This window comes from Aquibium carbonis, from assembly GCF_003970795.1.
In the GTDB taxonomy this organism is placed as follows: Bacteria; Pseudomonadota; Alphaproteobacteria; order Rhizobiales; family Rhizobiaceae; genus Aquibium; species Aquibium carbonis.
The window spans coordinates 18,554-36,508 of sequence record NZ_RWKW01000093.1 but is presented as its reverse complement, the minus strand read 5'-3'; the positions used below and the strand labels follow the sequence as shown (position 1 = coordinate 36,508).

The following is a 17,955-nucleotide window of genomic DNA, read 5'->3' as shown; positions in this document are numbered from 1 at the left end:
TCAGCGGAAGAGGTTCCTCTCGACGCCCGCTGCCGCGAAGAGATGATCGCGGCTGGCTTCCAGCTCGCGCTTCAGCTTGGGCAGGTCGACGTCGAGCAGCTTGCCTTTCCACTTGCGCAGCTTGCCGGCGACCATGACGCTGTCGACGTTCGACCGTTCCATCAAGGTGACGACGGCGCCCGGCACATGGTTCAGCGGCGTCACGTTGATGGCGGTCGCATCGAGCAGCACGATGTCGGCTTCCTTGCCCGGGGTCAGCGACCCGGTCCGGGAACTGAGCTTGAGACCCTTCGCGCCTTCCAGCGTGGCATAGCGGATCACGTCGTGCGACGTGATCAGGCGCGGCACGTCGGCGTCGCCGGCCAGCGCCTTTTCGTTCGCGAAAGCGCGCTGCAGGGTGAAGGTCGAGCGCATCTGCGTGAAGGGATCCGCCGTCATGGTGCATTCGACGTCCGACGACAGGGACGGCTGCATCCCCATGTCGAGCGCCTTCTGGATCGGCGGCATGCCGTGGCGCATCGCCATCTCGATCGGCACGGCGAGGGAGACGTGGCTGCCGGCGTCCGCCGCCTTCTGCCAGGCCATGTCCGACATGCCGGTCATGTGGATGAAGATGTTGTCGGCTCCGAACATGCCGGCCTCCGCCAGCTGGTCGAAGGTCGGCCGCATGCCGAAGGTGCCGACCACGTGCAGCGCGACCGGGATGTCGAGCTCGCGGCCGATCTTCCAGGCCTCCTCGTAGCCGGGAATGTAGATCTCGCCGCCCATCACCATGGTCAGCAGCTGGTCGTCGGAGGAGAAATACTGCTCCTTCAAGCGCTTCGCGTCGCCCGGATACTTCGCCCGGTCGCCCCAACCCTCGAAATAGCCGAAGACCGAGCGGCGTCCGGCGTCCTGCAGAGCCTTCACCACCGCATCCGAGTGTTCCGGGGAATGATGGATCTGCGACACGTCCATCACGGTCGTCACGCCGGCGTCGAGCTGGGCCAGCGAGCCGAACAGCTCGTTGATGTAGACGTCCTCCGGCCGGTAGACCATCGAGAACTTCTGCAGGATGTATTCGTAGTAGTTGATCGCGTTCTCCGGCCGGCCGTCATTGACGAGGATGCCGTCGGCCAGGAAGCTGCGCAGCGCGGTTTCGAACTGATGGTGATGCGTGTCGATGAAGCCGGGCATGACGATCATGCCGGTGGCATCGATGATCTCGGCCCCCGTCGCGTCGAGGTTCGGTCCGATCCCCTCGATGCGGCGGCCGACGACGAGGACGTCGGCTTCCGCGAAGTCGCCGACTTCCGGATCCATGCTCAGCACATGCCCGCCCTTGATCAGCACGCGCCGCCCGTCTTCGCCCGTTCCCGATGGCGCGTCCTGGGCCGATGCCACGCCGGTAGCGGCAAAGACGCCGGCGGCAGCCGCGCCCGCCACGAGCGACGCCTTGAGGAAGTCGCGCCTCGACTCGCAGTCGACCGCCGGACGTCCCTGATCACATAACCTGCACATGGTCTCTCCTCCCGAGGACATTCGTTTTCATGACAGGTGGCATCGACTTTCCAGTCAATAAACCTGCGGTCCAAGTTTTCGCTAAGCGAAATTATTTTCGGAAAGTGTATGCCGCGGCACGAACCGCTGTCAATCGGAGTTTCCGTAGCGGCAACATTGGAAGGGACGATCTGGCCGAACAGGTCGCTCAGCGCGTGCCGATGATTGATTCCAGCACCGGATAGCGCGACAGCGTGCTCGCCAGCCGCGCGGCAGAGGCGCGCAGCGGTTGCAGGCGTTTCTCGAGCAGTTCCTCGGCGGTGACAAGGCCGGTGTAACCGGACGTGTTCAGGGCCGCGATCGGCCGGCCCGCCGCGCCGCGGATCGGCACGGCCAGCGCCGTGATGCCATAGTCGAGCTGGTCGGTCGTGGTCGAATAATTGTTCTCGCGCACCTCGACGATGATGTCCTTCAGCGCCGCCTTGTCGACGACCGTCTTCTTGGTGAGCGGCACGGGCTCGACCTCGCGCAGGTAGCGGTCGAACTCGGCATCGGGAAGCCCGGCGAGCAGGACGCGGCCGAGCGATGTCGCATGGGCCGGATAGCGTGCGCCAACCACGGCGGTGGGCCGCCGCGCCCGCTGCTCCGAATAATGCGCGATGTAGAGCACGTCGTGGCCTTCGAGGGTGGCGACCGACGAGGCGTCGCCGAAGGTTCCGACGAGATGGCGCAGCTCCGGCTGCAGGATCTCGTCCACGCGGGCGGAGAAGTAGAAGGCCGAGCCGAGGCTCATCACCTTCGGACGCAGGTGGAAGCGCTTGTTGGTCTGGCCGACATAGCCCAGCGCCTGCAAGGTGATGAGGCTGCGCCGGGCGGCGGCGGGGCTGAGCCCCACCCGCCGCGCGACGTCGCTCAGCGTCATCTCGGGATGCTCGGAATCGAAGCTCTCGAGGATCGAGAGTCCCTTGGCAAGCGCCTCGACGAACTCCGCCGGCCGGGCCGCGTCCAGATTGTCTTCGAGCATCGAGGTGGTTCTCAGTCCCCTGGGGCCAGGATGAAGTCGAATTTCAGCATCGCGTCCGGCTTGCGCTCCAGCGGCAGGTCGCCGACCTTGTCCGCCTTGTAGGGTGCGATCCTGGCCAGCAGCGACTTGCGGACCCCGAACACGGCATCGTTGTCGACATATTCGGTGTTCTCGAAGAAGACTTCCGTCGTGATCGAGCGCATGCCGGGCGACCGGATCATGTAGTGCAGGTGGGCGGGGCGCCACGCATGCCGGTCGCCGGCCCGCAGCAGTTCGCCCACCGGGCCGTCATAAGGCACGGTGTAGGGCTTGGGCAAGACGGTCGTGTAGTAGTAGCGGCCCTGTTCGTCGGCCTCGAAGATGCCGCGCAGGTCGTACTTGTCCTGGCCTTCCTCCTGGATCGGATAGGTGCCCGAGCCGTCGGCCTGCCATGTGTCGACAATGGCGCCGGGCAGGGGATGCCCGAGCGAGTCGCGCACGATGCCATGGCACAGGACCGAAACGCCTTCGCGCGGGCCGGCCAGGTCGGCGCCCAGCGCCTTGCGCGGCGCGTTGTCGAGATAGAACGGTCCGAGATTGCTGCCTTCGGTGGCGCCACCGCGGGTGTTGATCATGTCGACCAGCGCCGACAGGCCGAGCACGTCGGACAGCAGGATGAATTCGTGCCGTTCGGGGGTGGAGATCTTGCCGCAGTCGTAGAGGAAGGTGAGCATCCGCATCCATTCCTCGTGCGTCATGTTCGTCTCGCGTGCGAAATCATGCACGTGATCGATCAGCGAGCGCAGCAGGAACTCGAAGCGCGAACCCTCCTCGGTGCGGAAGCTCTTCTTCACGGCCTCGGTGATCGTGAACTGGTTGATGTCGGCCATCGGCGCTGGTCCTCCCCTCATCTTCGACGGATGCCTGACACCCGGAACGGGCACGGCGGCACTTGACAGGAGCGTAAAGGCGCCCGTACTTTCCGACAAGAGAAAAAGTTTTCGGAATGCGAAAATTCTACGCAGGGAGGCACGATGCGCATCGGCAAGCAGGAGGGCGCCTTCACGGCGATAGCGACCTCCGACGCGCACTCGATCACGGTGCGGGGCCACGACCTCTGCGCCGACCTGATCGGCAAGATCGATTTCACCGACTATTTCTGGCTGCTCGTACTGGGGCGCAAGCCGACGGAGACGCAGCGTGCCATCGCCAATGCCTGCATGGTGGCGATCGCGGAGCACGGGCTGGTTCCGAGCGTGCAGGCGTCGCGCATGACCCTTGCGGCCGCGCCGGAGGCCTGGCAGGGCGCCATGGCCGCCGGTCTTCTGGGCATGGGCAGCGTGGTGGCCGGCAGTTCCGAGATCGCCGGACGCTACATCGTTGAAGTCGTCGGCGATGCCCGCCGCGACGGTATCGACCTGAAGACCGCCGCGCGCCGCAGTCTCGAGGGCCTGAAGGCGAAACGCGCCAAGGTGCCGGGTCTCGGCCATCCGCAGCACAGCGCCGGCGATCCGCGCGCCAACGTGCTTCTGTCCTATGCCGACGAGCTCGGCATTTCGGGCGATCATGTCGCCTGCCTGCGTGCATTGGGCGAGGAGGCACCAACCGTCATGAACCGTCCGCTGCCGATCAACGTCTCCGGCGCCATCCCCGCGCTGATGCTGGATGCCGGCTGGCCGATCGAGGCGATGAAGGGCATCCCGCTGCTGGCCCGCGCGGCCGGCCTTGTTGCGCATCTCTACGAGGAATCGCAGCGCTCCATCGGCTTCATCATGTCCCACAAGGCCGATGTCGCGATCAGCTATGACGGCCCGGCCAGCGGACACGCCGCCGACCGGAAGACCGCGTGAGGTCGGCCAGATGACCAAGATTCTCAAGGACATCCGTGTCATCGAGATGGGGACCTACATCACCGGTCCCGCGGCCGGCATGCATCTGGCCGATCTCGGCGCCGATGTGGTGAAGGTCGAGCGGCCGGACGGCGGCGACCCGTTCCGCGCCTTCAAGGGCGGGCTCTACTCCCCGCACTTCCAGACGTACAACCGCAACAAGCGCTCGATCGCGCTCGACACTGGCAAAAGCGGCGATCGCGCGGTGTTCCACGACCTGATCGCCGGCGCCGACGTCTTCATCCAGAACTTCCGGCCGGGCGTGGCCGATCGGCTCGGCGCAGGCGCCGACGAGTTGCAGCGCATCAACCCGCGGCTCGTCTACTGCGCCATCACCGGCTTCGGCCAGACAGGCCCCGCCCGCGACCGGCCTGCCTTCGACACGGTGGCGCAGGCGGCGAGCGGCTATCTTCGCCTGCTCACCCCGCCGACCAATCCACGCGTCATCGGCCCCGCAATCGCCGACGCGGTCACCGGGCATTATGCGGCGCTCGGCATCGTCGCGGCCTTGCTGGAGCGTTCGACCACGGGCAAGGGAAGACTGCTCGACATCTCGATGCTCGAGGCGATGTGCCACTTCAACCTCGATTCCTTCACACACTATTTCTCGATGGGCGAGGTGATGGGACCGCTGAGCCGGCCGATGGTCTCGCAATCCTACACGTTCCCCTGCTCCGACGGAAAATGGGTGGCGATCCATCTGTCATCGCCGCAGAAGTTCTGGGAAGGGCTGACCAAGTCGATCGGCCTTGAGGAACTGCGCATCGACCCGCGCTTCGAGGACCGGCTCGACCGGATCCGCCACCAGCAGGAACTGATCGACATCATGGCTCCGATCTTCGCCGGAAGGACGCGCGACGAATGGTGCGCCATCCTGCTCGAAAACGAGGTGCCGCACTCGCCGGCCTATGATTCGAACGAAGCGCTGGAGGATCCGCAGGCGCGTCATCTTCATATTGCCGTCGAGGCCGAGCACCCGACCATGGGCGCCTTCAAGACGGTGCGCGCGCCCTACAGCTTCGACGGCCAGCCGGACCTCGACGTCCTGCCGCCGCCGACGCTCGACGAACATGGCGACCAGATCAGAGCTGAAGTGGCCAGGCGCAAGGCCGGCTGAGGCCGCCATCGGGGAGGAGAGCATGGGCATTCCGGTCGAGGGCGTCATGCAGGCCAGCAGCGCCATGCTGCAGAAGCAGTTGTACGCCATTTTCACGACCCCTGCCGGCGCCATCGAGCCCGTTCTTGCGAACATGGAGGAGCATCTCGCCTTTCAGGTCTCGCTGGAAAGGGAAGGCGTCCTCTACGCCGCCGGGCCGATGTGGTCGGACGACGAGAAAACCTGGGAGGGAGAGGGGCTCGTCGTGGTTCGCGCCGGATCGCGCGGCGAGGCGATAGCCATCGCCGAGCGGGATCCCATGCATCGCAGCGGCGCACGCAGGTTCACGGTGAGGCCGTGGATGATCAACGAGGGAACGTTGTCGATACGGCTCGACATGTCGAGCCAGACATTCGCTATTCTGTAGAAGAAACCGGGAGGAATGAACATGAGAAAGCTGACTGGACTGCTGCTGGCCGCGACGATCGCCTTTCCGACGGCAGCACTCTCTCAGGAAACGATCAACCTGACCGTGGCATCGAGTCACCCGCTAGCAATCCCATGGGTGGGCATGATCAAGACCCATTTCATGGCCGAGACGGATCGTATCCTGGCGGAGAAGGGCAACTACAAGATCGAGTGGAACGAGGCCTTCGGCGGCACGCTCTACAAAGCCAATGCCACGCTCTCGTCGGTCTCGGAGGGCGTGACGGATGTCGGCTGGGTGTTCTCCTTCCTCGAAGTGCCCAAGCTGCCGCTGAGCCAGGTGTCGAGCTATGCGCCCTTCTCGACCGCCAACCCGCCGGTCCAGCTCGAGGTGATGTGGGATCTGCTGCAGACCAACGACGCCTTCCGCAACGAGTGGGAGCAGCACAACATCAAGGTACTGGGGTTGACCGGCACCGACGGCTACGACCTCTACACGAAGCAGCCGATCAACAGCCTGGCGGACCTGAACGGCATGAAGCTTTCCGCGCCGGGCGTGCTGGGCTCGTGGCTGCGCGGCACGGGTGCCAACGCCGTCGACGGCGCGCTGACGACGTTCTACACCGACATCCAGACCGGCGTGTCCGACGGCGTGCTGTCGCTGGCGCTCGGCGTTTTCCCGGCCAAGATCTACGAGGTCGCCCCCTACATCACCCGGGTCCGGATCGGCACGGCCTTTTCCGGCGCGGTGGCGGTGAACCAGGACAGCTGGGACGGCCTGCCCGAGGAAGTGCAGGAGGCGATGGTCGCCGCCGGCCAGTTCTACACCGAGTCGCACGGCAAGGATCTCCTCGAGCGCCATGAAGCGGCCTTCGAGAAGATGGTGGAAGCCGGCGCCAGCCAGAACCCGCCCGTGACCATTTCCGAGATGTCGATGGAAGACCGCCAGGCGTGGGTTGATGGTCTGCCCGATCTCGCGGGCGAATGGGCGGCCGACGCGGAGACCCGTGGCTTGCCGGGCAAGGAGTTCCTGAAAGCCTACATGGAGGGATTGCGCGCCCGCGGCGAGACGCCGGCCCGCAACTGGGACCAGGCGCAATAGCCGAAGGCGACCGGACCTGGGAGGGGGACGATGCGGCCTGAAACGGACATCCCGAGCGAGGACGCCCCGGCGCCCTCGCGCGAGCCCCTCCCTCTGCGGCTCTGGAACCATGGCGTCGACGGCCTGGCCGCACTCGGCACGTTGATGATCGTCGTCCTGATGGGAATGATCTTCGCCGACGTGCTCGCCCGCAATCTCATCGGCGGCTCCCTGCCGCTGATCTCCGAACTCGGCGCGCTCACGCTCGTGATGATCGTCTTTCTCCAGCTCGGCACGACCGTGCGCAACGATCGGCTGGCACGTACGGAATTCTTCCTCGACGCGGTCGGAGCGCGGCGACCGCGCCTGGCGGCCTTCGTCACCGGTTTCTGGCATCTGTCCGGAGTGGCGGTGTGCGCCGGCATCGCTTGGTCGACCTGGGGCATCCTGATGCGCGACCTGTCCGCCCGCAATTTCATCGGCATCCCGGGAGTGGCGACGATGCCCACCTGGCCCTTCCGGTCGCTCATCCTGCTGGGCATCGCGGTCGCCACGCTCCAGTTCGTGGTGCAGGCTGCCATCGCGTTCCGCCGCGCGGCCGGCCGCCCGGAGCGACGCGCATGACCGGTATCGAGATCGGCGCTTTCGCCATTGCCGCACTCATCCTGCTGATCGTCCTCGGCATGCCCATCGGGCTAGGCATGATCGTCGTGTCGTTCGTCGGAGTGAGCTTCATCCGCAACGAAACGGTGGCCATGCGCATGATCGGCGCCGTCGCCAACGACAGCCTGCGTGAGTATCTCTATGCGGTGGTGCCGCTCTTCGTGCTGATGGGCCTTCTGGTGACGGCGTCCGGGGTGGGCAAGGACACGTTCGACGTGTTCGAGCGGCTGTTGCGGCGCGTGCGGGCCGGGCTCGGGATCGCCACCGTCTTCGCCAACGCGGTTTTCGCGTCCATCACCGGCATCTCCATTGCTTCGGCCAGCGTGTTCTCGCGCATCGCGGTGCCCGAAATGGTGCGTCACGGCTATCGCCGACGCTTCGCGACCGGCGTGGTGGCCGGCAGTTCCGTGCTCGGCATGCTGATCCCGCCCTCGCTTCTGATGATCGTCTACGCCGTGTTGGCCGAGGAATCCGTCGGCCGCATGTTCCTGGCGGGGATCGGGCCGGGGCTGCTGCTGTCCGTCCTGTTCTCCATCACCATTCTGTTGATGGCCTATCTGAGCCCGAAGAGCGTTTTCGATCGCGAGCCCGATCTCATCCATCAGGATCCCGTGTCGGCGCTTGCGCTGGCTGGCAAGGGCGTGCCGATCGTGGTGCTGGTGACATTGGTGCTCGGCGGCCTCTACGGCGGCTTCCTCAACCCGACCGAGGCCGGCGCCGTCGGCGCGCTGGGCGCGCTCGCCATCGCGCTTCTGCGTCGCTCACTGACGCGGGGACGCTTCTGGTCGCTGCTGGTGGAAACCGGTCAGGTCACCGTGTCCGTGCTGTTCCTGATCATGGCGGCGACGTTCTTCTCGCGCATGCTGGCGATGTCGGGGCTGCCGAACGCGCTGGCCGAAACGCTCCTGCAGAGCACGATCGGCCCCTATGGTTTCCTGCTGATCTTCCTCGTGCTGGTCATCGTGATGGGCTTCCTGATCGATTCCATCTCGATCATGCTCATCCTGCTGCCGATCGCGCTGCCGGTGGCCAAGGCGGCCGGCTTCGACCTGATCTGGTTCGGCGTCCTGACCGTCGTCGCGGTGGAGATCGGTCTCCTGACGCCGCCCTTCGGGCTGTCGGTCTATACGATCAAGTCCGCGCTCGGCGACCGGACGCTGAAGGTCGGCGAGATCTTCATGGGCGCGACGCCCTTCGTCTTCGCCATGATCGCGGCGCTGGCCATCATCATCGCCTTCCCGCCGATCGCGGTGTGGCTGGCTCGCCTGTGAGGTGAAACCGGGCGACGCCTGCGCCGCCCGGTTCCGGATCCGGAAGGAGTGTCAGCTGAACATGTCGGCGACGATGCCGTCGTACCAGCCGATCGATTCCTCGTATGTCGCCTTGCGCAGCGCCGCATCCTCGCCCGTCTGCGAGACGAAGCCCTCCACGGACGTGATCTTGCCGTCCTTCGGCTCGTACAGGGCGCCGACCTTGACGCCGTCATCGGTCTCGATCAGCGACCAGCAGGTGTTCGAGTACTTCGCCGGGAAGGCCTTCGAATCCGTCAGGTCGGCCCGGATGTTCATCGCCGCCACCTTGGCCTGGCTGTTGGCCGAGAAGCCCGATTTCGGCATGTCCCCGGCGATCGACGCGTCGCCGATGACGAAGATCGCCTCGTCCATCGTCGAGCGCATGGAGGCAGCGTCGATCGGACAGAAGCCGGTTTCGCCGGCCACGCCCGCGGCCGTGGCGATCGCGCCGGCCTTCTGGGCGGGGATGATGTTCAGAAGCGCGCCTTCGAAGGTATCGAGGTCGGTCTCCACCGTGCCGGCCGCGACGTCGATCGACTGGATTCCACCATGCACGTCCGGTCCGTACCATTCGACCATGCCTGGATAGTGCTTCTCCCAGCCTTCCTGGAAGAGCGCCTGCTTGGAGAACTGCGGCTTCGGATCGATGACGAAGATCTTCGACTGCGAATATCCCTTCGACTTCAGCACATGCGCCATCATCGAGACCCGCTCGTAGGGGCCGGGCGGGCAGCGATACGGGTTGGGCGGCGCGACCATGACGATGTTCTGGCCATCCGTCAGCGCATCGAGCTTGGCCTTGAGGAGTTCCGTCTGCGGGCCGGCCTTCCAGGCATGCGGCGCCGTCTGCGCTGCCTCTTCGGAATAGCCCGGCACCGAATCGTAGACCATGTCGATACCGGGCGACAGCACCAGCCGGTCGTAGGGAACGACGGCCCCATCCGCCATGGTGACGGTTTTTGCCGCCCGATCGACCGACATCGCCATGCCGGTCACCTTGCGGATGCCGTAGGCCGAAACGAGCGCGTCGTAGCCATGGGTGATCGAGGCGAAGTCGCGGTAGCCGCCGAGATAGAGGTTCGAGAAGAAGCAGGTCGTGAAGGTGTCGTTGTCTTCGATCAGGGTCACGTCGAGTGCGCCCTTCGAATCCTTCGCCAGATACTTGGCCGCAGTTGCGCCGCCCGCGCCGCCGCCGATGATCACCACCTTCGCCTTGTCCTGCGCTCGCAGATAGGTGGGCAGGGCGAGGGTCGCGAACCCCGCGCCCGCGAGCAGTCCAAAACGCCGTCTCGAGATCGTGCCTGTCGGTGTCGTGCTCATGGTTTTCCTCCCGGTTGAGCCGTTTCAGGTCATTCTTCCATGTCCGCGATGTAGACGGCCAAGGCCGCGATCTCCTCGTCCGAGAGACGGGCGGTCATCAGTTTCATGACGGGATTGGTGCGGGTGCCGAGCTTGTACTCCACCATCGCCTGGACGGTGTAGTCGACCGGAAGTCCGTGAATGGGCGGAATGCCGCTGGCGGCGCCGGACGCCTGGTGGCACGTCACGCACTCGCCGCCGAGGTACTCGCCGTAGGCCGGGTCGCCGTCGAGGGCGAGAATGCGGGTCACGGCGTGCTCGACCTCGAGCGCCAAGGCTGCGTTGTCCGACGCGTTCGCCGGCAGGGGCCATGCCATTGGCACGGCGACCGCGATCGCCCCGATCAGCACCGCCATGCGGGTGCCGGCAGCGGCCCGCGAGGGCGGCATGCAGTGTCGGATCACCAGGCACTCCTCCCAAAGGCCCGGGCCGGCGGAATCGTCAGTCGATGCCGCCTCCCGATGCGTTTTCCTCTCCGCCATCCTCCGGCGTGACGTCGAGCACGGCCGCATGCATGGTGATTTCCGGTGCGCCCGGCTTGCAGTCGGTCATGCAGGGCTCTGACTTGTCGGCGTAGAACGGCTCCTCGTCGCGATCGTCATCGAAGAAATTATCCTCGTTCGGCAGACGGATCGAGGTGAAGTTCTCCTTCGACAGTTCGAAGGATTCATCGTCGACGATGTCGTTCAGGTAGAGAAGGTAGGCGGTCAGCGCATAGACGTCGTCATTGCTCAGGGACCGCGCGTCGCCGAACGGCATCGCGCGATGGACGTAGTCGAAGACGGTGGACAGATAGGGCCAGTAGGAGCCGATGGTCTTCTCCGGCCGCTCCGCCTGGAGGGTGCCCTGTCCGCCGGCAAGCACCGGCCAGCGGCCGATCGCCTCGCCGAAATCGCCATGACAACTCGCGCAGCGTTCGTCGTAGATCTCCATCCCGTGCGCCACGGTGCCCGAGCCCTCTGGAAGGCCTTCGCCATCCGGCCTGACGTCGGTGTCCCATGCAGCGATTTCCTCGGGCGTCGCGGTGCGGCCGAGACCGAGTTTCAGACCGGCCGCTTCAGTCACACTTCCGGTGGTCTCGCGCGACGGTCCGGCTGCATCGGCGGTGGTCACAGCCGCAGCCGCTCCGGCTGGCGCCTGCGACTGCTTTGCGGGCGTGGCAGGCTTTCCGTCGGCATCGAAGCTTTCGAGATAGGCGATGACGTCCACCACCTCCTCGTCCTTCTTGAGACCGGCAAAGGCCATCTTGTTGCCCTTCAGGAAGCCTTTCGGATCGCGAAGGTAGCCGGACAGGTTGGCTTCGTCCCAAAGGAGGCCGTCGGCTCCTGCCTTGGCCATTGCCGGGGAGTACTTGAAGCCGTCGACGGTTCCGGCCGCGCGACCGACGATGCCGTTCAGGATCGGGCCGACGCGGTTCTTGGCATTTTCGCCGACCATGTGGCAGGCCTTGCACTTGGCGAACACCTTCTCGCCCGCCGCGATGTCCTGCGCCTGCGCCGCGCCGATGGAGACGGTCGCGACCGCGGCGGCCAGCAGGAGGGATTTAGGAGACTTCCACATTCTCGATCACTCCGTCGGAATTGACGTGCCAGGTCTGGATGCCGTTGTTGTGATAGATCGAGTTCGCGCCGCGCACGGAGCGGAGCTGATCCTTCGTCGGCTGCACGAAACCATGTTCGTCGATCGCCCGCGACTGCAAGAAGAGGTCCGAACCGTCCCAGTCGAACTCGTGGTAGAAGCGGTGCAGCGCCTTGGGCAGGCTCGGTCCGTCGAGCCGCGCCGTCGTCCAGTTGCGGCCGCCGTCCATCGACACGTCCACCCTGCTGATGCGCCCCTTGCCCGACCAGGCGAGGCCGGAAAGCACCAGAGGCCCGCGTCCATGCAGGATCGGCGCCTGCGGGCTCGGATTCGTGATGACCGATTTCACATCCATTTCGAAGGTGAAGCGCCGCGCCTTCCCGTTCGCCATCAGGTCGGTGTATTTCGAGGTTTCCTCGCGGTGCTGCCAGGGCTGGTCGCCGATCTCGAGCCGGCGCAGCCACTTGACCCACATGTTGCCTTCCCAGCCCGGAACCACCAGGCGGATCGGATAGCCCTGTTCGGGCCGCAGCGCCTCGCCGTTCATTCCGAAGGCCACCATGCAGTCGTCCAGCGCCTTGTCGAGCGGGATCGAGCGGGTCATGCCGGAGGCATCGGCGCCCTCGGCAAGCAGCCACTTACCTTCGGTCTTCACGCCCGCCTCGTCGAGCAGGTGCTTCAGGCGAACGCCGGTGTACATCAGGCAGTGGATCATGCCGTGAGTGAACTGGCAGCCATTGAGCTGCGCACCGCGCCACTCCATGCCCGTGTTCGCCGCGCATTCCAGAAAGTAGACCTTGTTCTCCCGCGGGAAGCGCTTCAGATCCGCCATGGTGAACACCAGCGGGCGTTCGACGAGCCCATGGATCATGAGACGATGGTTGGCCGGTTCGATCTCGGCAATGCCTGCATGATGACGCTCGAAGCAGAGCCCGCTGGGGGTGATGATGCCGTCGAGTTCATGCAGCGGGGTGAAGTTCACCGAGGAGATCGCGTCCGACGTGAGCCAGGGCACGTTCTTGCGGACCACATGCGCCTCGAACTCGGACGGCTTTCCATAGGGTCGGGCATCCACGCCGTCGCCGGGATAGCGGTTCCAGTCCTGGATCTCGGTGATCAGGCTCTCGCTGGCGCCGGCGCGGCTGGCCGTCGCTCCGCCCGCCAGGGCGGCGGCGCCAATGAGCCCGCCCTTCAGAATGGCGCGGCGCGACGCGCCCGCATTCGTTGTCATCGGCTCCTCCCAGACATCCGAAGATAGTTACATATGAATTTTTATATGTATTAGCGCGGCAGTCAATCGCTTTGTTGCCGTTTCTGCCGGCCGGCGTCCGTGCTCGGGCCGACCGGTCAGAGCACGATCCTGACGGTCCGCTCGTCGGGCACTGTCACCGTGCCCTTGCGCCGGATGAAGCCTTCCATCAGGTCGTAGATGGCCGGGCCCTCGACGCCCTCGTTCACCGATGCCCAGCCGCCCACGACATAGGTCTTGCCGGGATCGATCGGCTCGCCTGTCGCCGTAAGCTGCATGTCGGAAATACGGTTGCCGATCGTGCCGTTGACGGCGCAGGTGTAGGTCATCCCGCCGACGCGCACCATGTCGCCGCCCTGCTGCAGGAAGGGATCGGGATTGAAGAGGTTGTCGCAGACGTCCTCCAGCACCTCCTTCAGCTGCTGACCGGTCATCTCGTTGCGATAGACTGCCGGATAGCTCATCGACGTCTCGGTGTAGAGATCGTCGCGGGTGATGTCCTGCCCGGGCAGAAGCGTCGTGCCCCACCGGAATCCGGGCGACAGGGCAATCTGTGTGTCGCGCTCCTCGATGATCCCCTGGCAGATCAGATCGTCCCATGTGCCGTTGAAGTTGCCGCGCCGGTAGAGCAGGGACTCGGTGCGGCCGAGCACCTCGGCCGTTTCGGCCTCGTAGGGCGCCCGCACCTCTGCGATCTTCGCCGCCATCTCGGGATCAGACGCGATGACGTCCGAGAACACCGGGATCAGGTTCGAGCTCGACCCGGTCACCTTGCCGTTGGCGACCTCGAGGTCGACGCGCCCGAGGTATTTCCCGTGCGAACCCGATGACAGGATCAGCGTCTCGCGCACCCGCACGGCTTCCGGCACGGCGTCGTGTGTGTGGCCGGTCAGGATCACGTCGATCCCGGACACCACCGTCGCCAGCTTGCGGTCGACGTCGAACCCGTTGTGCGAGATCAGCACCACGACCTCGGCACCGGCGGCGCGGGCCGCGTCGACGTTCGCCTGCAGGACGTCGGGGCGGATTCCGAACGACCATTGCGGAAACATCCAGCGCGGGTTGGCGATCGGCGTGTAGGGCATCGCCTGGCCGATGACCGCGACCTGGACGCCGCCCTTCTCGAACATCTTGGTGTGCTCGAACACCGGCTCGTCCCATTCGGCGTCGAAGATGTTGGAGGCCAGGAAGGGATAGGCCTGGCTTTCCACGATCTCGGTGAAGCGATCCTCGCCGAACGTGAACTCCCAGTGCCCGGTCATCGCATCGGGCTTCAACAGCGCCATGCAGTCGACCATGTCCTGGCCGGCGGTCTTGAGCGAGGTGTAGGAGCCCTGCCAGGTGTCGCCCCCGTCGAGGAAGAGCACCTTGTCGTCGCCCCGGTCGGCGCGGATCGCCTTGACGAGGGTGGCGGTGCGGTCGAGGCCGCCGAGCCGGCCGTAGCTGCGCGCTAGGTCGACGTAGTCGAGGAATGTATGCGCATAGGCATAGGCGCTGCCGCGCTCGATGCCGAACTCCTTCAGGAAGGCTTCGCCGACCAGATGCGGCGGAATGCCGGCAAAGGCGCCGACGCCGATGTTGGTGTCCGGCGGGCGGAAGTAGACGGGCAGCAGCTGCGCGTGCACGTCGGTGAAATGCAGCAGCGTCACCTGCCCCTTCGCATCGAAGCGCAACAGGTCTTCCTGCGTCAGCTTCTGCTGGGCCAGCGCCCGCAGCGGACTGGCCGCATAGCCGGCCGCGCCGAGCGCCACGCTCGCATTGAGGGCGAACTGGAGGAAATCGCGTCTGGTGTGGCTCATCGTCAGTCCTGTGGACGGCGCAAGAGTGCAGTGATCCGGTCCCGGCGGGCGGCTCCCGCCGGGTGCGGCTGATGCGGCCGGTCGTTCCTATTGGCGGACGGCCGGCGTCTCGACCGACAGGCCGGTACCGCGCCAGGTCACGTAGACCTCGAGCGCCATGAGTTCGTCCGAGAACGCTTTCGGCATTTCGGCGCGCGTGTCGCGGATGCAGCCGCGGAAGCGGTTGTGCAGCGACACCATCCCGGCCGTGTTGAAACGGTAGGTCGGGAAGCCGTTGACCTGGCCCTGGCTCAGATGGTCGGCCCGGATGTACTTGCCCATCGAGGCTTCGTGGCACGAGGCACAGGCGAAGTTGAGCTGGCCCGTGCGCGTGTAGTAGACGTCCTTGCCCTTCTCCCACCACGTCTGCAATTCGCCCTGCGTGAGGTCGATGGCAAGCGGTTTGCCGAGAGACTGGTGCTTGACGAAGGCGGTCAATGCGACCTGCTCGGCATCGTCGAACTTGTAGGGTTCCGCGCCCATGTTCTCGACGCGGCACTTGTCGATCTGCAGCTCGACGTTGATCGGCCGCTGCGCGTCCGCGTCCCACTTGGGATAGGTCGCGCCCACGTCCTTCATGGACACCGCCGCGTCGTCGTGGCAGGACGCGCAGGACTTGCCCATCGATCCGTCGACCGTTTCCCAGATCTCGCCGCCGCGTTCGACGGCGAGCATGCCCGGGTTCTCGAAGGAGTCTTCCTGCGTCGCCCGCGTCTCCGCCTCGCGAAACAGCCATCCCGACAGGACTTCGTCGAAGGGATGTCCCTCCGGCGCCGCCGCCCGGGTTATCATCGGCACGCCGTCGATCTCGAGCGTATCGTCAACCGGTTCGCCGAAAGCCCGCTCGACCGCAAGTCCGGTCAGCAGCAGACACAGGGCGGTACCGGCCGCCAGTGAAATCCTCTCCACGTTCATCCTCCCGCTGGACCGCGGCCCCTCTGCCGTGTCTGGCCTATTCCACCGTGATGGGTTGCTCGTCGCTGTAGACGGATCCGTCATCGTCCACCCAGGTGAACTTGAAGGTTCCGCTTTCCGGCACCTTGGCGCTGAACTCGAAATACGGGTTGGCGGAGATGGCCGGGTCGAGGTCGCAGGAGAAAACGGGCTGGCCGTTGAACTCGCACGTGAACTTGTTGATGATCTTGCGCGGGATCGGATTTCCGTCCTTGTCCTTGCGCTGGCCGGATTCCATCTCGTGGCTGATGAGCGTCTTGATGACGATCACTTCGCCAGCGGACGCGGTCTTGGGTACCTTGACCCTGGGCTTGGATGACATGTTCTCGTTCCTCCGAAGATTTCTGCCTCAGCCGCCGCAGCCGCCGATCGTGACCTTCACTTCCTTCTTGTCCATGTAGACCGAGCCGTCCGCCATCCTGGCCAGCGCGATCACGTTCTGGGTCCTGGCCAGACGCATGCGCGTGGTGGCGGCCGCGCTTCCGCTCATGGCCGTGAAGTGGAAGGTGGCGACCTCGGGACGGGGGTTGCCATCGGCGAGGATCAGGACGGCATCGACCATGTCGTCGCCTTCCATGGCGCTCGCGACGTCCACGGAGATCGGCACGGTGTTGCCGTTCTCGGCGATTTCCGGTGCCGTCAGGGTGATCTTGCCGGCCTGCGGCTCCTTGCCGCCGGAAAAATCCGCCATCATCGCGGCAACGTCCTCGGCCGCGGCGAAGGCCGCGCCCGGAAGAAGCTGCAGGGCGGGAATGGCCGCCGCTCCGGCGGCCAGCATCAGCACACGACGCCTCGACAGGGGCATGCGAACCTCCTTTTCCTATTCCTTGAGCGTGGCCAGGAAGGCCACGACGTCCTCGACCTGCTGCGCTGTCAGGACCGTCTTTCCGACGAGATCCTTGCGCACGTTCAACCCGACGTTCAGGCTGTAGAAGCCCGGCATCATGGTTTCTTCCGTGAAGACCTGCTTGGCATCGACGATGATGGCCCGAAGCTCCTCGGGCGACCACCGGTCCGCCACACCGTCGAGCGTTGGCGCCACGTCGCCGTGAAACTGCTCCTTGGAGAGGGCTTCCAGCGCATGGCAGGCGAGACAGTTGCCGAGACCCCGGTTCGCGAATGCCTTCGCGCCTTCCTCGGGATTGCCGGGCACGCCCGTCAGCGACGTCGTCACCTTCATGTCGTCGAACGCGACGTCGGCGGGGGCGATCTCGTCGGCGAATGCCGCCAGCGGATGGACGGCCAGCGCGATGGCACAGGCCGCGCCCGCGAGAATGCGCCTCATGTTTTTCTCCTCCAACCTGTCGGATCGCCTGGGTGATCCGTTCCTCCATCGACGACGATAGATCGGGTCATGATGCTAATCAATACAAAAATATGAATTTCTGCATGTATTGAGAAATGCGCCCGCCGACAGCCCTGCGGGGCGCCCGGTCCCGGGCTGCGACCTCAGTTCTCGCCTTCGCCGAGCCGGCCTTCCGCGCGCAGTTCGTTGATGATGCGGGCGTGGTAGTGCTGGAAGTGCTCGCCGCTCTCGTAGCCCTTCTCGTTGACCCACTTGAACATGTTGAGGAACGTCCACTTGCCGAAGGCCCCGGGCATCGTCGCGACCGCCGCCTGCGCCGCGGTGCCGCCCTCGGGGGCCACTTCCGGCAAAAAGACGATGGTCGGCGTGAACACGTAGCCCCATTTGCGCGCGGCGGTCTTCTCGGTCAGGATGCTGCCGTCGAGGTCGGTGACCTCCTCGTCGCCGAACATGTTGTACTGAACCATCATGAAGTTCTCGCGGATGTAGTCGCGCACCTCGGGGTCGGAGAGCAGCTTCTCGTGCATGTCGCGGCAATAGATGCAGCCGCGCTGCTCGAAGGTGATGGCCAGCCGCTTTCCCTCGCTGCGCGCCTGCTCGATGTCCTCGGCCATGTCGCGGAAGGTGATGGTGAACCACTCCTGCTTGTGAAGGCCGTCCCCGCCGATCTCGACCGCCAGGGCGGGCAGGGCGAAGGTTGCCGCGACGAGGGTGACGACGAGCGATGCGATCCGGGACATGG

The 17,955-nt window shown here is 65.3% G+C and carries 19 protein-coding genes; 6 read left to right on the top strand and 13 right to left on the bottom strand.

The genetic code is table 11. The features are described from left to right. The 3 genes from EJC49_RS20970 to EJC49_RS20960 all read right to left on the bottom strand — a co-directional run bounded on the left by EJC49_RS20970 (position 1) and on the right by EJC49_RS20960 (position 3,372). Positions 1–1,500 (bottom strand): amidohydrolase family protein, encoded by a 1,500-nt coding sequence (locus EJC49_RS20970; protein ID WP_126701880.1) that lies wholly within the window; start codon positions 1,498–1,500, stop codon positions 1–3. Between the two features lie 187 nt (positions 1,501–1,687). Then, entirely contained in the window at positions 1,688–2,503 is an 816-nt protein-coding gene (locus EJC49_RS20965; RefSeq protein ID WP_126701879.1) for an IclR family transcriptional regulator domain-containing protein, read from the bottom strand. Positions 2,504–2,514: 11 nt separating this feature from the next. Then, a complete protein-coding gene (locus tag EJC49_RS20960; protein WP_126701878.1) occupies positions 2,515–3,372 on the bottom strand; it encodes a dioxygenase family protein in 858 nt (285 codons plus the stop codon). 144 nt (positions 3,373–3,516) lie between these two features. On the opposite strand from EJC49_RS20960, the gene EJC49_RS20955 reads away from it, so the two are divergent. Genes EJC49_RS20955 through EJC49_RS20930 form a run of 6 tightly spaced genes read left to right on the top strand, consistent with a single transcriptional unit; the run spans position 3,517 to position 8,908 of the window. Continuing rightward, complete coding sequence (locus EJC49_RS20955) at positions 3,517–4,332, top strand: citryl-CoA lyase (protein WP_126701877.1); 816 nt, start codon at positions 3,517–3,519, stop codon at positions 4,330–4,332. Positions 4,333–4,342: 10 nt separating this feature from the next. Next, positions 4,343–5,488: a CaiB/BaiF CoA transferase family protein gene (locus EJC49_RS20950; RefSeq protein ID WP_126701876.1), complete on the top strand. Its 1,146-nt coding sequence runs from the start codon at positions 4,343–4,345 to the stop codon at positions 5,486–5,488. A 22-nt stretch (positions 5,489–5,510) separates the two neighbouring features. Next, complete coding sequence (locus EJC49_RS20945; RefSeq protein ID WP_245453502.1) at positions 5,511–5,894, top strand: YciI family protein; 384 nt, start codon at positions 5,511–5,513, stop codon at positions 5,892–5,894. A gap of 21 nt (positions 5,895–5,915) precedes the next feature. After that, on the top strand, positions 5,916–6,995 hold the full coding sequence (locus EJC49_RS20940; protein ID WP_126701875.1) for a C4-dicarboxylate TRAP transporter substrate-binding protein: 1,080 nt from the start codon (positions 5,916–5,918) through the stop codon (positions 6,993–6,995). Positions 6,996–7,025: 30 nt separating this feature from the next. Beyond that, a complete protein-coding gene (locus EJC49_RS20935; protein ID WP_126701874.1) occupies positions 7,026–7,598 on the top strand; it encodes a TRAP transporter small permease subunit in 573 nt (190 codons plus the stop codon). Continuing rightward, on the top strand, positions 7,595–8,908 hold the full coding sequence (locus tag EJC49_RS20930; RefSeq protein ID WP_126701873.1) for a TRAP transporter large permease: 1,314 nt from the start codon (positions 7,595–7,597) through the stop codon (positions 8,906–8,908). The genes EJC49_RS20935 and EJC49_RS20930 overlap by 4 nt, the downstream gene beginning before the upstream one ends. Before the next feature lie 51 nt (positions 8,909–8,959). Here EJC49_RS20930 and EJC49_RS20925 read toward each other — a convergent pair whose 3' ends face one another. The 10 genes from EJC49_RS20925 to EJC49_RS20880 form a co-directional block, all read right to left on the bottom strand. Then, positions 8,960–10,249 carry an NAD(P)/FAD-dependent oxidoreductase gene (locus tag EJC49_RS20925; RefSeq protein ID WP_126701872.1) on the bottom strand — a complete coding sequence of 430 codons (1,290 nt, stop codon included), beginning with the start codon at positions 10,247–10,249 and terminating at the stop codon, positions 8,960–8,962. A 29-nt stretch (positions 10,250–10,278) separates the two neighbouring features. Then, entirely contained in the window at positions 10,279–10,692 is a 414-nt protein-coding gene (locus tag EJC49_RS20920; protein WP_210211830.1) for a c-type cytochrome, read from the bottom strand. 37 nt (positions 10,693–10,729) lie between these two features. Next, the gene (locus tag EJC49_RS20915) at positions 10,730–11,848 is read right to left on the bottom strand and encodes a c-type cytochrome (RefSeq protein WP_126701870.1); all 1,119 of its coding nucleotides are present in this window, start codon (positions 11,846–11,848) and stop codon (positions 10,730–10,732) included. Beyond that, the gene (gene soxC / locus EJC49_RS20910) at positions 11,832–13,097 is read right to left on the bottom strand and encodes a sulfite dehydrogenase (RefSeq protein WP_126701869.1); all 1,266 of its coding nucleotides are present in this window, start codon (positions 13,095–13,097) and stop codon (positions 11,832–11,834) included. The genes EJC49_RS20915 and soxC overlap by 17 nt, the downstream gene beginning before the upstream one ends. A gap of 116 nt (positions 13,098–13,213) precedes the next feature. Beyond that, positions 13,214–14,914 (bottom strand): thiosulfohydrolase SoxB, encoded by a 1,701-nt coding sequence (gene soxB / locus EJC49_RS20905; RefSeq protein WP_126701868.1) that lies wholly within the window; start codon positions 14,912–14,914, stop codon positions 13,214–13,216. An 87-nt stretch (positions 14,915–15,001) separates the two neighbouring features. After that, on the bottom strand, positions 15,002–15,868 hold the full coding sequence (gene soxA, locus EJC49_RS20900) for a sulfur oxidation c-type cytochrome SoxA (RefSeq protein WP_126701867.1): 867 nt from the start codon (positions 15,866–15,868) through the stop codon (positions 15,002–15,004). Between the two features lie 37 nt (positions 15,869–15,905). Next, complete coding sequence (gene soxZ, locus EJC49_RS20895; RefSeq protein ID WP_126701866.1) at positions 15,906–16,229, bottom strand: thiosulfate oxidation carrier complex protein SoxZ; 324 nt, start codon at positions 16,227–16,229, stop codon at positions 15,906–15,908. 27 nt (positions 16,230–16,256) lie between these two features. After that, complete coding sequence (gene soxY, locus EJC49_RS20890; RefSeq protein WP_126701865.1) at positions 16,257–16,712, bottom strand: thiosulfate oxidation carrier protein SoxY; 456 nt, start codon at positions 16,710–16,712, stop codon at positions 16,257–16,259. 15 nt (positions 16,713–16,727) lie between these two features. Beyond that, positions 16,728–17,192, bottom strand: a complete 465-nt coding sequence (soxX, locus tag EJC49_RS20885) for a sulfur oxidation c-type cytochrome SoxX (protein ID WP_126701864.1) — start codon at positions 17,190–17,192, stop codon at positions 16,728–16,730. Positions 17,193–17,356: 164 nt separating this feature from the next. After that, positions 17,357–17,953 (bottom strand): thioredoxin family protein, encoded by a 597-nt coding sequence (locus EJC49_RS20880; RefSeq protein ID WP_126701863.1) that lies wholly within the window; start codon positions 17,951–17,953, stop codon positions 17,357–17,359. Positions 17,954–17,955: the final 2 nt, after the last annotated feature.